Raw genomic sequence first — 14,635 nt, forward strand, 5'->3', positions numbered from 1 at the left:
GCCTTTCTTCACATCTGCCGAACACGGAGTCAACGGTTCCGAAAGCTACGGCAGTCCAGGCCCGGCGTGTCCAATCGACAGCCACCTGGAGGTGACTTGGCTGAGCGTCAGTGCGAATCAACACAACGTCACCGCCAGCCGGGCCACGGAGCCCGCCCCCACGAGAGCCCGTGCGGTGTCCCGGGGCACGGACAGGACCACCAGCGCCCCACCGTCCCCAACACCCTGGTCGGATTCCGGCACTTCGGCAACCCGAGCTCCTGCGGCCACCACCCTGGGCGGCCCCGCGCGCTCCGCCGCCACCACGTCGACCCGGTCCCCGGGCCGCAGCAGCCGCACCGTGCCCGCGTCCGCGATGCGCACCGGGGCGGACACCATCCGCACCGCCGCCGGCGGCGGCGCCTTCACCTTCGCCGGTGCGGCGCCCCGTGAGGCCTGTGCCTCCGTCCCGCCCACCGCCAGGGCCGCGGCCGCGACGGCCAGCCCGGCCGCGGCGGCCCGCCGCCGACGCCGCAGGACCCTGCGCAGCCGGTCCCCGCCCCGCCCCACGCGAAGCGGGGCGAACGGCGGGACCGTGTGCCCGGGGGGACATGTGGAGGTGGCAACTGCTGAAGTGGTCGAAGAAGTACGGGACATGAGGAACACCGCCAAGCCGAGTGGGTCGTCGTGTCCGGACCCGACGCCCGGACACATCCCACGATCAGGCCTCCCGCGGAATCCCGCGCCGACCTGTGGACGGCCCCCGGCTTGTGGACAATCCCGTCACCCACACGAGGACGGATCCACCGGTTTTCGAGGGCTAGGGAAGCTCGATGCCCAGGTCCCAGCCGTCGTGGGCGTGGGTGCACAGACAGTCGCGGGTCTCCGTCGGCGGGAGGGCGGCCACCGCGTCGAAGAGGACCTTGCGCAGGCGGCCCACGTTCTCGCCGAACACCTTCAGGACCTCGGTGTGGGACACGCCCTCACCCGTCTCGGCGCCCGCGTCCAGGTCGGTGACCAGGGCCATCGAGGTGTAGCAGAGCCCCAGCTCACGGGCCAGGATCGCCTCCGGGTGGCCCGTCATGCCGACCACCGACCACCCCGCCGCCGCATGCCAGCGCGACTCGGCGCGCGTGGAGAAGCGGGGGCCCTCGATGACGACCATGGTGCCGCCGTCCACCGCGTCCCAGCCCTGTTCCCGGGCCGACGCGAGCGCCACGGCCCGGCCCACCGGGCAGTACGGGTCGGCGAAGGTGGTGTGCACGACGTTCGGGACGCTGCCGTCGGGCAGCGGCTCCCCGTCGAAGAAGGTCTGCGCGCGGGACTTCGTACGGTCGACCAGCTGGTCCGGTACGAGGAGCGTGCCCGGTCCGTATTCGGGGCGCAGGCCGCCGACGGCGCAGGGGCCGAGCACCTGGCGGACGCCGACCGAGCGCAGGGCCCACAGGTTGGCCCGGTAGTTGATCTTGTGCGGCGGGACGGTGTGGGTGCGCCCGTGCCGCGGAAGGAAGGCCACGCTGCGGCCCGCCAGCTCACCGACGTAGAGGGAGTCGCTCGGGGGCCCGTACGGGGTGTCCACCTGTATCTCGGAGACGTCCTCCAGGAAGGAGTAGAAGCCCGAGCCGCCGATGACACCGATCTCTGCGTTCGCCATGACGACCACCCTAACGGGGACCGTCGGGGCCGAGCGGGCTTCACCCGGGCCCCACCGGGGCATGCCGGAGGCCCCGCCGCCCTGGTAAGGGCTGCGGGGCCTCGGGAAAGGCGATCGGACGGCTCAGGCCGCCGAGGTGGAGCCGGCGCTGCTGCCCGAGCTCGACGACGTCGAGGAGGACGAAGCGGCGGGGGCGGCAGCGGTGGACGTCGTGGACGTCGACGAAGCAGGCTTCGAGGCAGGGGTGCTGCTCGACGAGGCGCCACGGCTGTCGTTCCGGTAGAAACCGGAGCCCTTGAAGACGATGCCGACCGCGGAGAACACCTTCTTCAGGCGTCCGTCGCAGCTCGGGCACACGGTCAGTGCGTCATCGGTGAACTTCTGCACGGCCTCAAGGCCCTCACCACACTCGGTGCACTGGTACTGGTAGGTCGGCACGAATTTCCTCCTGGCACTCTGACTCAATGAGTGCTAACGACGGTCCATGGTGACGTATTCCGGCCGATCAGTCCACCGTCACCGGCACGCGGTGACCCATCCCACGCTCGTTCACCGTGTTCCGGACCGCCTTCGGGGCGGCCGAGGAGGCCGGAGTGGACGAGTTCACGATCCGGCTGGGGGCCTTCGGCGCCAGCTTCCCGCGCAGCACCAGCAGCGTGAGCAGCGCGAGCGCGGTGGCCGCCATGGGCACCAGGAATCCGTACGAGGACCCGTGCGCGTCCGCCAGGCGGCCGGCCAGGGTCACGGCGCCGGCCTGCCCGAAGGCGACCGCTCCGGTGAGCCAGGCGAAGGCCTCGGTGCGGGAGGCGGCGGGGACCAGCTGCTCGATCATGGTGTAGCCGGTGATCAGTGCCGGGGCGATGCACAGGCCGACGACCAGGCCGAGCGCGCCCAGCAGGATCGCCGAGTCCGCGGCCCACAGGACCGAGGCGGTCGCGGTGAGGCCGATGTAGCCGAGCATCAGGCGACGGCGCGGGCCGATCTTCCAGGCGATGGCGCCCATGGCGATGCCGGCGATCATGTTGCCGGCCGCGAAGATCCCGTACAGGAGGCCGTTGGCGCCCGGGTTGCCGATCTCCTCGGAGAAGGCGGCGAGCGAGACCAGCATGCCGCCGAAGACGGCGCCGATGCCGATGAAGGCGACGATCAGGACGCGCAGGCCCGGGAAGGACAGGGCGGGAGCGTGCTTCTCACCGTTCGCCGCGCGGGGGACCGGCTTCGGCTGGGTGCCGCGCTGGGCGGCGAAGAGCAGACCGCCGACGATCGTCAGCGTGGCCTCGGTGATGAGGCCGGCCGACGGGTGGATCGCGGTGCACAGGAAGGTGGCCAGCACCGGGCCCACCACGAAGGTGAACTCGTCGGTGACGGACTCGAAGGCGGCCGCGGTCGACAGCAGCGGCGAGCCCTCCAGCTTGGCGGCCCAGCGGGACCGGACCATCGGCCCGACCTGCGGGACGGTGGCACCGGCGGGGATCGCCGCCAGCGCGAGCGCCCACAGCGGAGAGCCGAGCAGGGCCAGCGTGGTCAGGACGCCGACGGCGGCGGCGTGCGCGAGGACGACCGGCACCAGGACGCGGCTCTGGCCGATCCGGTCGACCAGCTTGCCCATCTGCGGGGCGAAGACGGCCATGGAGACACCGGTGACGGCGGCGACGATGCCGGCGCTGCCGAAGGAACCGGTGGTGTGCTGGACGAGCAGGACGATGCTGACCGTCAGCATGGCGAAGGGCTGCCGGGCGGCGAAGCCGGGGAGAATGAAGCCGAGGGCGCCGGGCGTGCGCAGGAGCTGCCCGTAGCCGGGGCGGGCGGACTTGTCGGTCGTGACCGCGGATGTCACGGCCTTGCCTTTCCGCTGCCTGGTAGAGCGTCCCCGTCTGCGGACGATGCTTCGCCTTGTGAGCGGTCGCACCCGTACATGTGGGAGCCCCGAGAGCTGTCCTCTTGCGCAGAACCGAGTGATACCTGGGCGCCCACTGCGGGAGGGTGCCACGGCCGCTTTGCGGTCGCGCCAGCTCTGCGTCAGGCAGAGTTGGTTCGATTTGTTGTGCCTTCATCATACAGGGGGGAGCGCTACCACGCCCTGTGATTACGGCGACAAGGCGCGTCTTCACCTGCGATTAACTGGAACTTCGCATTCAGGAAGCGAATAAACCGGCCCGAATCCGGACAGAATCCATCGAAAATGCTGAATTAGAGCGCCGCTCTAATGATGGTTCCCGCGCCCGTTCCCCGTCCCCAGCCATCCCGCCAGCTTGCCGCCCCGGGCCACCGCCCGCAGCCGCGCCTCGGCGGCGTCCCGTACCGGATCCGTGGCCACGACCAGCAGCTCGTCCCCGCGCCGCAGCACGGTCGACGGCGCCGGTACGAAGCTCTTCGCGTCCCGGACCACGAGGGTGACCGAGGCTCCGGCCGGCAGTCGCAGCTCGCTCACCTCCACGCCGTGCATCCGCGAGGCCGGCGGGATCGCGAAGGACAGCAGGTGTCCGCGCAGCTTCTCCAGCGGGGCCGACTCGATGCCGAGGTCGGCCGCGCCCTCGTCGGTGTCCCCGAGCCGCAGCTTGCGCGCCAGCCAGGGCAGGGTCGGCCCCTGCACCAGGGTGTAGACGACGACCAGCACGAAGACGATGTTGAAGACGCGGTCGCTGCCCTCGATCCCGGACACCATCGGAATGGTCGCCAGGATGATGGGGACCGCTCCGCGCAGGCCGGCCCACGACATCAGGGCCTGCTCCCGCCACGGGATCCGGAAGGGCAGCAGGCTGACGAAGACCTCCAGCGGCCGCGCCACCATCGTGAGCACCAGGCCGATGACCACGGCGGGCCAGAAGTCGTGGACCAGCTCGTGCGGGGTGACCAGCAGGCCGAGCAGCACGAACATGCCGATCTGGGCGATCCAGCCGAGCCCGTCCGCGAACCCCCGCGTCGCCGGCCAGTGCGGCAGCTTCGCGTTGCCGAGCACCATCGCCGCCAGGTAGACGGCGAGGAAGCCGGAGCCGTGCGCCATCGCGCCGGCCGCGTACGCCGTGATCGCGATGGCCATCACGGCGATCGGGTAGAGGCCCGACGCGGGCAGGGCCACGTGCCGCAGGCCGTAGGCGCCGAGGAAGCCCACCGTCAGGCCGATCGCGACGCCGATCGCCAGCTCCAGGGCGATCTTGCCGATCAGGACGTACCACTGGTCCACCGGTCCGACGGTCGCGAAGGCCACGACCAGGATCACGACGGGGGCGTCGTTGAAACCGGACTCCGCTTCCAGCACGCCCGTGATCCGGGAGGGGAGCGGGACCTTGCGCAGTACGGAGAAGACGGCCGCGGCGTCGGTCGAGGAGACGACCGCGCCGATCAGCAGGGCCTGGCGCCATTCCAGGCCGACGAGGTAGTGCGCGCCCGCGGCCGTGACGCCGACGCTGACCGCGACGCCGACCAGCGACAGCACGATCGCGGCCGGGAGGGCCGGTTTGATCTCTTTCCACTTGGTGCCCAGACCACCCTCGGCGAGGATCACGACGAGTGCGGCATATCCGATGACCTGGGTCAGCTCGGCGTTGTCGAATACGACGTTGCCGATGCCGTCCTGGCCTATCGCGATGCCTATGCCGAGGTAGATGAGCAGGCTGGGGAGGCCGCTGCGTGAAGAGATGCGTACCGCCGCGACGGCGACGAGCAGCACGAGCGAGCAGACCAGCATCAGCTCATTGAGCGTGTGGACAGTCAGCGGTCGACCCTTCCTCAAAGCGCGCGGGGGAGCGGGTGGGGCGCTCCTCCAGGCGACAGGTTCGGCAAGTAGTTCGTTACCTTACCTAATCTTTGACGCTCCCTTTACGCGATAACCACATTGTGAAACGCGTGTTCGCCCCTGTCCTCAGCACCTGGACCCCTGGCGGATCATCGGAGCCGGTGCTGCGCCTATGGTTGCTCCCAGCACTCCCAGGACCACCCTGCCCCTCTAAGGACAGCGATGCCCGCCAACGAAACCGCTCCTCCCGTCAAGAAGAAGGGACGACGAGCCCGTCTGATCGTGCTCGTCCTGGTCCTGGCGCTCTTCGCGGGCCTCGGCTACGGGGCGTACTGGGGTGTGGACAGCGTGCGCGCCTCGTTCCCCCAGACGACCGGCTCCCTCCGGGTTCCCGGCCTGACCGGGACCGTCGACGTCAAGCGCGATGCCCACGGCATCCCCCAGCTCTACGCCGACAACGACGAGGACCTCTTCCGCGCGCAGGGCTTCGTCCACGCCCAGGACCGGTTCTGGGAGATGGACGTACGCCGCCACATGACCTCCGGGCGGCTCTCGGAGATGTTCGGATCCGGCCAGGTCGAGACCGACGCCTTCCTGCGCACGCTGGGCTGGCGCCAGGTCGCCGAGGTCGAGTACGAGAAGAAGCTCTCGGAAGAGACCAAGAAGAACCTCCGGTCCTACGCCGACGGGGTCAACGCGTACCTGAAGGGGAAGTCCGGCAAGGACCTCTCCGTCGAGCACGCCGCCCTCAAGCTCAGCGACGACTACCAGCCCGAGCAGTGGTCGCCGGTGGACTCGGTGGCCTGGCTCAAGGCGATGGCCTGGGACCTGCGCGGCAACATGCAGGACGAGATCGACCGCGCGCTGATGTCGAGCACGCTCTCGCAGGCGCAGATCGACGAGCTGTACCCGCCGTACCCCTTCGACCGGAACCGGCCGGTCGTCGAGGGCGGCAAGGTGGAGGGCGGCAAGTACGCGCCGCAGGGCACCACCGGCGGCACCGGAACCGGCACCGGCTCGACGGGCTCCGGCACGGGTAGCGGCACCGGTACGGGCACCGGCACCGGCTCCGGCGCGAACGGGAGCTCCGCTTCGCGCACCGGCCTCGCCGACAACGCCACCGCCCAGGGCGCGACCGTCGGCCTGCAGACCCAGATGGCAGCCCTCGCCGAGACCCTGGACCAGATCCCCGCGATCCTCGGCCCCAACGGCAGCGGCATCGGCTCGAACTCCTGGGTCGTCTCGGGCAAGTACACGACCACCGGCAAGCCGCTGCTCGCGAACGACCCGCACCTCTCCCCGCAGCTGCCCTCGGTCTGGTACCAGATGGGCCTGCACTGCCGCACCGTCTCGGCCCAGTGCCAGTACGACGTGGCCGGCTACACCTTCTCCGGCATGCCCGGCGTGGTCATCGGCCACAACACCGACATCGCCTGGGGCATGACCAACCTCGGCGCCGACGTGACCGACCTCTACCTGGAGCAGGTCAAGCCCGAGGGCTACGTCTACGACAACAGGGTGCTCCCCTTCGCCACCCGCGAAGAAGAGATCAAGATCGCGGGCGCGAAGAGCAAGAAGATCACCGTCCGCACCACCAACAACGGCCCGCTGATCTCCGACCGCAGCGACGAGCTCGGCACGGTCGGAGCCCGCGCCCCCGTCGCGTCCTCGGCCCCCGACCGCGGCCCCGGCTACGCCGTGGCCCTGCGCTGGACCGCCCTGGACCCGGGCAAGTCCATGGACGCGGTCTTCAAGCTGGACAAGGCCAAGACCTTCGAGGACTTCCGCAAGGCGGCCGCCGACTTCGAGGTCCCCTCCCAGAACCTGATCTACGCCGACAACAAGGGCCTCAACGGCAACATCGGCTACCAGGCCCCGGGCCGCATCCCCGTGCGCGGCGCGGGCGACGGCCGGATGCCCGCCCCCGGCTGGGACTCCAAGTACGCCTGGAAGGGCGGCAAGGACGGCAACGCCGGCTACATCCCGCAGAACGAGCTGCCCTGGGACCACAACCCCTCGCGCGGCTTCATCGTCACCGCCAACCAGGCGGTCGTCGAGGGCGGCACAGGCGCCGGCAAGTACCCGGGCCTGCTGACCACCGACTGGGGCTACGGCGCCCGCAGCCAGCGGATCAACGACCTCATCGAGGCGAAGATCAAGGACAGCGGCAAGATCTCGACCGACGACATGCGCGCCATGCAGATGGACAACAGCAGCGAGATCGCCGCGCTGCTGACCCCGATGCTCGCCAAGATCGACGTCAAGGACCCGGACGTGCGCTCCGCCCAGAAGCTGCTGGAGGGCTGGAACTACACCCAGGAGCCCGACTCGGCGGCGGCGGCCTACTTCAACGCGGTCTGGCGCAACATCCTCAAGCTGGCCTTCGGCGACAAGATGCCGAAGGAGCTGCGCATCGAGGGCAGCTGCATGAACGTCCACGACCAGACCAGCGGTCCCAACGACGACCTGGCCGAAGTGGTCCGCGAATGCGGCATGCGCGACAGCGACTCGGCGCAGCCGGACGGCGGCGACCGCTGGTTCGAGGTGGTCCGCCGCCTGGTCAAGGACGAGAAGTCGCCCTGGTGGGCCGCGCCCAAGAAGAACCTGACCGTCCCGGCGACCACCACCCGCGACGAGTTGTTCGCGCGGGCCATGGAGGACGCCCGCTGGGAGCTGACCGCCAAGCTCGGCAAGGACCAGTCCACCTGGAGCTGGGGCCGGCTGCACCAGCTGACCCTGAAGAACCAGACGATCGGCACCGAGGGCCCCGGCTTCATGCAGTGGCTCCTCAACCGCGGCCCCTGGAACGTGGGCGGCGGCGAGGCCACCGTCAACGCGACCGGCTGGAACGCCGCCGGCGGGTACGGGGTCACCTGGGTGCCGTCGATGCGGATGGTCGTGAACCTCAACGACCTCGACAAGTCCCGCTGGATCAACCTGACGGGCGCCTCGGGGCACACGTACCACTCCAACTACACCGACCAGACGACGATGTGGGCCAAGGGCGAGCTGCTGGAGTGGCCCTTCGGCAAGGAGGCCGTGGACAAGGCGACGGTCGACACCCTGACCCTGAAGCCCTAGCGCCTCACATCAGACGAAGCGGAGCACCCCGGAAGGGGTGGCCACCGCCTGCACGGGGTGGTCGTGCGGTTCCTCCGGGACCCGGGCGACCACCTCGTCGTCGTAGAGGAGCACCACCAGCGCGGGATGCGCCCCCGCGCGGTCCAGCCGCTCCAGCACCCGGTCGTACGAGCCTCCGCCGCGGCCGAGCCGCATCCCGCGCCCGTCCACCGCGAGCCCCGGCAGCAGTACGGCGTCGGCGCCGGTCACCGCGTCCGGCCCGAGCGCCGGGCCGGTCGGCTCCAGCAGCCGCATCTTCCCGGGGTGCGCGGCCTCGGCGAGGCTCGCCGGGCCCTCGTAGGACGCCCAGTCGAGATCGTTGTCCGGCAGCAGCAGGGGCAGCAGCACCCGCTTGCCGGCCGCGCGCAGCGCGTCGAGGAGCTCGCGGGTGCCCGGTTCCGCGCCGACGGAGACGTACGCGGCCACCGTGCGCGCGCCGGCCAGTTCGGGCAGTTCAAGGGCCCGGACGGCGAGTGCGCGGGCCGCCGTACGGGAGTCGTCGGGGGACAAGGCGCGGCGGGCGGCGAGGAGTTCTCGGCGCAGTTCTGCCTTGGTCGGGGAGGCGTGCGGGTTCTCATTCACAGCGAAAGCGAATTTCCTTGGGAATGGGGACATAACCGGATCTTCTTACCGCGTACTCGTCAAGCCTTCTGCGGGACCCACTATCGTTCTGGCCATGACTATGTTGCACCCCGTGATCAAGAAGGCCGTGATCCCGGCCGCGGGCCTCGGTACTCGCTTCCTTCCGGCGACCAAGGCGACCCCGAAGGAAATGCTCCCGGTTGTGGACAAGCCGGCCATCCAGTACGTGGTCGAGGAGGCTGTCGGCGCCGGCCTCGACGACGTCCTGATGATCACTGGGCGTAACAAGCGTGCCCTGGAAGACCACTTCGACCGGAACTACGAGCTGGAGTCGGCCCTCATCGCCAAGGGCGACGACGACCGGCTGAAGAAGGTCCAGGAGTCCAGCGACCTGGCCACCATGCACTACGTCCGCCAGGGCGACCCGCGGGGCCTCGGCCACGCCGTGCTGTGCGCCGAGCCGCACGTCGGCCGCGAGCCCTTCGCCGTCCTCCTCGGCGACGACCTCATCGACCCGCGCGACCCCCTCCTGCGTCAGATGGCCGACATCTACGCCCGCACGGGCGGCACCGTCATCGCGCTCATGGAGGTGGACCCGGCCAACGTGCACCTCTACGGCTGCGCCGCCATCGAGGCCACCGACGAGGAGGACGTGGTCCGGATCACCGGGCTCGTCGAGAAGCCGGACCCGGCCGACGCCCCCAGCAATTACGCGGTCATCGGACGCTACGTCCTCAACCCCGCGATCTTCGACATACTGCGGGAGACCGAGCCGGGCCGCGGTGGGGAGATCCAGCTCACCGACGCCCTGCAGAAGCTGGCCGCCGACGAGACCATCGGCGGTCCGGTGCACGGCGTGGTCTTCCGGGGTCGTCGCTACGACACCGGGGACCGCGGCGACTACCTGCGGGCCATCGTCCGCCTCGCGTGCGAGCGCGAGGACCTGGGCCCCGAGTTCCGCACCTGGCTTCACCGTTACGTCACGGAGGAGATGTAGCACCTTGAGCAGTTCCGCACCGCAGGACACCGGCCACCGTCTGTGGTCCGTGGACGAGCACCTCGCGGACGTCCTCGCCGCGATCCGCCCGCTGGAGCCCATCGAGCTCCAGCTGCTGGACGCCCAGGGCTGTGTCCTGGTCGAGGACGTCACCGTGCCCGTCGCCCTCCCGCCCTTCGACAACAGCTCCATGGACGGCTATGCCGTCAGGGTGGCCGACGTCCAGGGTGCGAGCGAGGAGTTCCCCGCGGTGCTGACGGTCGTCGGGGACGTCGCGGCGGGCAGTGGTGGGCTACCCGATGGCGGTGCAGTCGGCCCCGGCGAGGCCGCCCGCATCATGACCGGCGCCCCGCTCCCGCCCGGCGCGGAAGCCGTCGTACCGGTCGAGTGGACCGACGGCGGTACGGGCGGGGGCGCGGCCGCCGGGATGACCCCGGCCAGTGCCGCCCCCGAGGGTGCGGCCGGCGAGGTACGGGTGCACCGCGCGGCCGAGGCGCGGGCGCACGTCCGCTCGCGCGGCAGTGACGTACAGGCCGGGGACCTCGCGCTGGCCGCGGGCACGGTGCTCGGCCCGCCGCAGATCGCCCTGCTCGCCGCCATCGGCCGCGGCACCGTCCGGGTGCGGCCCAGGCCGCGCGTGGTCGTCCTCTCCACCGGCAGCGAGCTGGTCCAGCCGGGCGAGGCGCTGGCCGCCGGAACGATCTACGACTCCAACAGCTTCGCGCTGGCCGCGGCCGCGCGGGACGCCGGGGCCATCGCCTACCGGGTCGGGGCCGTCGCGGACGACGCCGACACCCTGCGCTCCACCATCGAGGACCAGCTGATCCGTGCCGACCTGCTCGTCACCACGGGCGGGGTCAGCGTCGGCGCGTACGACGTGGTCAAGGAGGCGCTGTCCTCGGTCGCCCTGGGCGAGGGCGCCGACGGCGAGGCCGTGGACGGCGGCCGGATGGACTTCCGCAAGCTCGCCATGCAGCCCGGCAAGCCGCAGGGCTTCGGCACCATCGGCCCGGACCACACCCCGCTGCTGGCCCTGCCCGGCAACCCGGTGTCCTCGTACGTCTCCTTCGAGCTCTTCGTGCGCCCCGCCATCCGGGCCCTCATGGGCCTGCCGGATTCCGAGGTGCGCCGGCCCGTCGTGCGGGCGGTGCTGGAGGCCGACAAGGCGCTCGGCTCCCCGGCCGGCCGCCGCCAGTTCCTGCGCGGGAAGTACGACGCGGACAGCGGCACGGTCAGCCCGGTCGGCGGATCGGGCTCCCACCTGATCGCCGCGCTGGCCCACGCCGACTCGCTGATCGTCGTACCGGAGGACGTCACCTCGGTGGAGTCCGGGACCGAGCTGGAAGTGGTCCTGCTCGGCTGAAGTACGGCCGGTGCGGGTAGCGTGTGTCGCACCACACAGGCCCCGCGCGGGCCCAGAGCGGAGCGGCACAGCAATGAGTACCCACAGCAGGCTGACCCACATCGACGAGGCCGGCGCGGCCCGGATGGTCGACGTCTCCGAGAAGGACGTCACCACCCGGACGGCCCGCGCCAGCGGCCGGGTACTGGTCTCCCCCCGGGTGATCGAGCTGCTGCGCGGCGAGGGCGTCCCCAAGGGCGACGCCCTCGCGACGGCGCGGATCGCCGGGATCATGGGTGCGAAGAAGACCCCCGACCTGATCCCGCTCTGCCACCCGCTGGCCGTCTCGGGAGTGAAGGTCGACCTGAAGGTCGCCGACGACGCCGTCGAGATCCTCGCCACCGTCAAGACGACCGACCGCACGGGCGTCGAGATGGAGGCGCTCACCGCCGTCGCGGTCGCCGGACTCACCGTGATCGACATGGTGAAGGCCGTCGACAAGGGCGCCGTCATCACGGACGTCCGGGTGGAGGAGAAGACGGGCGGCAAGTCCGGCGACTGGGCGCGCTCGTGAACGCCCCGCGCGGCGGCGAGGTCCACAGCCACAGTCACGGTCCCGCCGACCCCGTTGAGCCGGCCGCACCCGCTTCCACGGGCAGGGCCCTGGTCGTCACCGCCTCCAACCGGGCCTCGCAGGGCGTGTACGCCGACAAGGGCGGTCCGCTGCTCGCCGAGGCGCTGGAGAAGCTCGGTTTCACCGTGGACGGCCCGCGGGTCGTCCCGGACGGCGATCCGGTCGAGCAGGCGCTGCGCGAGGGCGTGGCCGCGGGCTACGACGTCATCCTGACCACCGGCGGCACCGGCATCTCGCCCACCGACCGCACCCCCGACGCCACCGCGCGGGTCCTCGACTACGAGGTACCGGGCATCCCGCAGGCCATCCGCGCCGAGGGCCTGGCGAAGGTGCCGACCGCGGCGCTGTCCCGCGGCCTGGCGGGCGTCGCCGGACACACCCTGATCGTCAACCTGCCGGGCTCCACGGGCGGGGTGCGCGACGGCCTCGCCGTCCTGGCCCGGATCCTGCCGCACGCCGTGGACCAGATCCGCGGCGGTGACCACGCCAGCCCGGCACAACCCTCCGGGAGCACGAGCTGAACGGCCCCACCTGGCCGGTGGTCCTGAAGGACGGCGACGTCACGCTCCGGCCGATAAAACTGCGGGACCAGAAGGCCTGGCGCGAGGTCAACCGCCGCAACCGGGACTGGCTGCGGCCGTGGGAGGCCACGATCCCGCCGCCCGCCCCGTGGGGGCCGGTGATCCAGCGGCCGACGTACCGTCAGATGGTCCGCCACCTGCGGGCGGAGGCGAACGCGGGCCGGATGCTGCCCTTCGTCATCGAGTACCAGGGCCGGCTGGTCGGCCAGCTCACGGTCGCCGGGATCACCTGGGGCTCGATGTGCGCGGCCCACGTCGGCTACTGGGTGGACCGCGACGTGGCGGGCCGCGGCGTGATGCCGACGGCGGTCGCGCTCGCCGTGGACCACTGCTTCGGGATGGTCGGACTGCACCGGATCGAGGTGTGCATCCGCCCCGAGAACGGGCCGAGCCGCCGGGTCGTGGAGAAGCTGGGCCTGCGCGAGGAGGGGCTGCGCCCGCGCTACCTGCACATCGACGGCGCCTGGCGCGACCACCTCGTCTACGCGGTCACGGCGGAGGAGGTGCCGGAGGGGCTGCTGCGCCGTTGGCACCGGGCCCGTCAGGCACAGTCCCCGCCGAAATAGATAATCGATTATCCGTTCGATTTAAGGGCCTCGCGCGCCCCCTCGAACCGATTCGCCCATAACCTGATCCGAAGAATCACAAAAAAAGTCCGTGATATCAGCGAGATCGCGCGACACACCGGCCCAATTGGCCGATCCCCCCGCCCGCGCCCCTCTACGGTATGAGGTGTGAGCAGCAGCGGCCTCATCTACGCAGTCATTGTCGGGGCCTGGGCCGCCTACTTGGTGCCCATGTGGCTCCGGAGGCAGGACGAGCTGAACGAAGCCCGTCCGACGGAACGCTTCTCCACTGCCATTCGGCTGCTTTCCGGCCGGGCGGGAATGGAGCGCCGTTACGCCAAGGGGCTGCGTGAGCGCGGTGACGAAGAGGCGGAGCCCCAGCCCCACGCGGACCCGGACGCGGTGACGGAAACGGTCGATTCCGTCGACGCCGACGCCCGGGCCTTCGTCGTACCCCCGACCAGGGCGGAGCCGAGACCGGCCGCTGCCGCTGCCGAACGGGAACACCGCGCGGAGCGGGCCCGGCGCGAACAGCGCCTCCAGGTCCTCGCGCGCCGCCGGCGCACCACCGCGCTCCTCTTCCTCGTCTTCACCCTCGGTGCGGTCGTCGCAGCGGTGGGCGGCCTGCGCTACCTCTGGGCCCCGGCCGTGCCCGCCCTGCTCCTGAGCACGTACATCGTGCACCTGAGGGTCCAGGAGCGGCGCCGCTACGAGTTCACGATGGACCGGCGCCGCGCCGAGGCGGCCGCGCGCCACCTGAGGGAGAACCGCCCGCGCCGGGGCCCCTCCGAGGAGAGCGCGCCGGCGGGCACCGACCCGGACCCCGCGCCACCGGTCTCCCCGCAGGAAGCCGGGCGGCGCGCGCTGGTCGAGCAGACCGACCACGCCGAGTGGGTGGACCAGCAGCGCGAGCGCGAGCGCGGCCCCGCGCGCGGTGACAGCTGGGAGCCGGTCCCGGTCCCGCTGCCGACGTACGTGACGGCCCCCGTGGCCCCCCGCGCCACCGGCCCCGCGACCCCGGACGCCTGGAGCGCGACCCGCTCCAGCACGGCCGAACCGACGGAACCCCGCCTGCGCGCCCAGCCGCAGCCCCCGACCCCGAAGCCGGACGCGAAGCCCCAGTCGTCGACCCCGCGCCCCCGCGGCCAGGGCCGCGGCCGCACGCCGCTGTTCGACCAGTACGAGAGCGACGACCGCCCGCGCGCCGCGAACGAGTGATCGGTGACCTGCACGGACGCTCCGGGATACGCGTTTTGGAGCACCCGCGCGGGGATGCTAATGTTTCACACGTCGCAAGGGCCTGTGGCGCAGTCTGGTAGCGCACCTCGTTCGCATCGAGGGGGTCTGGGGTTCAAATCCCCACAGGTCCACAAACGACAGTTCGCGAGTAGCTCTCGTGAACGTCCCGAGATCCCGTCCGGTCGAAAGACCGGGCGGGATCTCG

The 14,635-nt window shown here is 71.2% G+C and carries 13 protein-coding genes and 1 tRNA gene; 8 read left to right on the plus strand and 6 right to left on the minus strand.

The annotated features are described in order from the left end of the window. Positions 1-117 precede the first annotated feature (117 nt). The 5 genes from OG625_RS23255 to OG625_RS23275 all read right to left on the minus strand — a co-directional run bounded on the left by OG625_RS23255 (position 118) and on the right by OG625_RS23275 (position 5,321). Entirely contained in the window at positions 118-636 is a 519-nt protein-coding gene (locus tag OG625_RS23255) for a hypothetical protein (RefSeq protein ID WP_329384435.1), read from the minus strand. 163 nt (positions 637-799) lie between these two features. Next, on the minus strand, positions 800-1,633 hold the full coding sequence (locus tag OG625_RS23260) for an S-methyl-5'-thioadenosine phosphorylase (protein ID WP_329384439.1): 834 nt from the start codon (positions 1,631-1,633) through the stop codon (positions 800-802). 123 nt (positions 1,634-1,756) lie between these two features. Next, positions 1,757-2,071, minus strand: coding sequence for an FmdB family zinc ribbon protein (locus tag OG625_RS23265; RefSeq protein WP_329384442.1), 315 nt, complete (start codon positions 2,069-2,071; stop codon positions 1,757-1,759). Between the two features lie 67 nt (positions 2,072-2,138). Continuing rightward, positions 2,139-3,470, minus strand: a complete 1,332-nt coding sequence (locus OG625_RS23270) for an MFS transporter (protein WP_329384444.1) — start codon at positions 3,468-3,470, stop codon at positions 2,139-2,141. Between the two features lie 366 nt (positions 3,471-3,836). Further along, the gene (locus tag OG625_RS23275; protein WP_329384447.1) at positions 3,837-5,321 is read right to left on the minus strand and encodes a potassium/proton antiporter; all 1,485 of its coding nucleotides are present in this window, start codon (positions 5,319-5,321) and stop codon (positions 3,837-3,839) included. Positions 5,322-5,591: 270 nt separating this feature from the next. Between OG625_RS23275 and OG625_RS23280 the strand changes: the two genes are divergently transcribed. Beyond that, positions 5,592-8,450 (plus strand): penicillin acylase family protein, encoded by a 2,859-nt coding sequence (locus OG625_RS23280; protein WP_329384450.1) that lies wholly within the window; start codon positions 5,592-5,594, stop codon positions 8,448-8,450. Between the two features lie 9 nt (positions 8,451-8,459). Here the strand turns inward: OG625_RS23280 and OG625_RS23285 are convergent, their stop codons facing one another. Then, the gene (locus OG625_RS23285) at positions 8,460-9,071 is read right to left on the minus strand and encodes a 5-formyltetrahydrofolate cyclo-ligase (protein WP_443067752.1); all 612 of its coding nucleotides are present in this window, start codon (positions 9,069-9,071) and stop codon (positions 8,460-8,462) included. A gap of 94 nt (positions 9,072-9,165) precedes the next feature. On the opposite strand from OG625_RS23285, the gene galU reads away from it, so the two are divergent. The 7 genes from galU (at position 9,166) to OG625_RS23320 (ending at position 14,561) form a co-directional block, all read left to right on the plus strand. Next, complete coding sequence (gene galU / locus OG625_RS23290; RefSeq protein ID WP_329384457.1) at positions 9,166-10,068, plus strand: UTP--glucose-1-phosphate uridylyltransferase GalU; 903 nt, start codon at positions 9,166-9,168, stop codon at positions 10,066-10,068. Between the two features lie 4 nt (positions 10,069-10,072). Further along, complete coding sequence (gene glp / locus OG625_RS23295) at positions 10,073-11,431, plus strand: molybdotransferase-like divisome protein Glp (RefSeq protein WP_329384460.1); 1,359 nt, start codon at positions 10,073-10,075, stop codon at positions 11,429-11,431. 73 nt (positions 11,432-11,504) lie between these two features. Further along, positions 11,505-11,984 carry a cyclic pyranopterin monophosphate synthase MoaC gene (gene moaC / locus OG625_RS23300; RefSeq protein ID WP_329384463.1) on the plus strand — a complete coding sequence of 160 codons (480 nt, stop codon included), beginning with the start codon at positions 11,505-11,507 and terminating at the stop codon, positions 11,982-11,984. Beyond that, entirely contained in the window at positions 11,981-12,565 is a 585-nt protein-coding gene (locus tag OG625_RS23305; protein ID WP_443067753.1) for a MogA/MoaB family molybdenum cofactor biosynthesis protein, read from the plus strand. Before moaC ends, OG625_RS23305 begins: the two co-directional genes overlap by 4 nt. A gap of 17 nt (positions 12,566-12,582) precedes the next feature. Continuing rightward, positions 12,583-13,191, plus strand: coding sequence for a GNAT family N-acetyltransferase (locus OG625_RS23310; RefSeq protein WP_329384466.1), 609 nt, complete (start codon positions 12,583-12,585; stop codon positions 13,189-13,191). Positions 13,192-13,359: 168 nt separating this feature from the next. After that, positions 13,360-14,409, plus strand: coding sequence for a divisome protein SepX/GlpR (gene sepX, locus OG625_RS23315; RefSeq protein ID WP_329384469.1), 1,050 nt, complete (start codon positions 13,360-13,362; stop codon positions 14,407-14,409). Between the two features lie 78 nt (positions 14,410-14,487). Next, positions 14,488-14,561, plus strand: a tRNA-Ala gene (locus OG625_RS23320). Positions 14,562-14,635 lie beyond the last annotated feature (74 nt).

Source organism: Streptomyces sp. NBC_01351, from assembly GCF_036237315.1.
Lineage (GTDB): Bacteria > Actinomycetota > Actinomycetes > Streptomycetales > Streptomycetaceae > Streptomyces.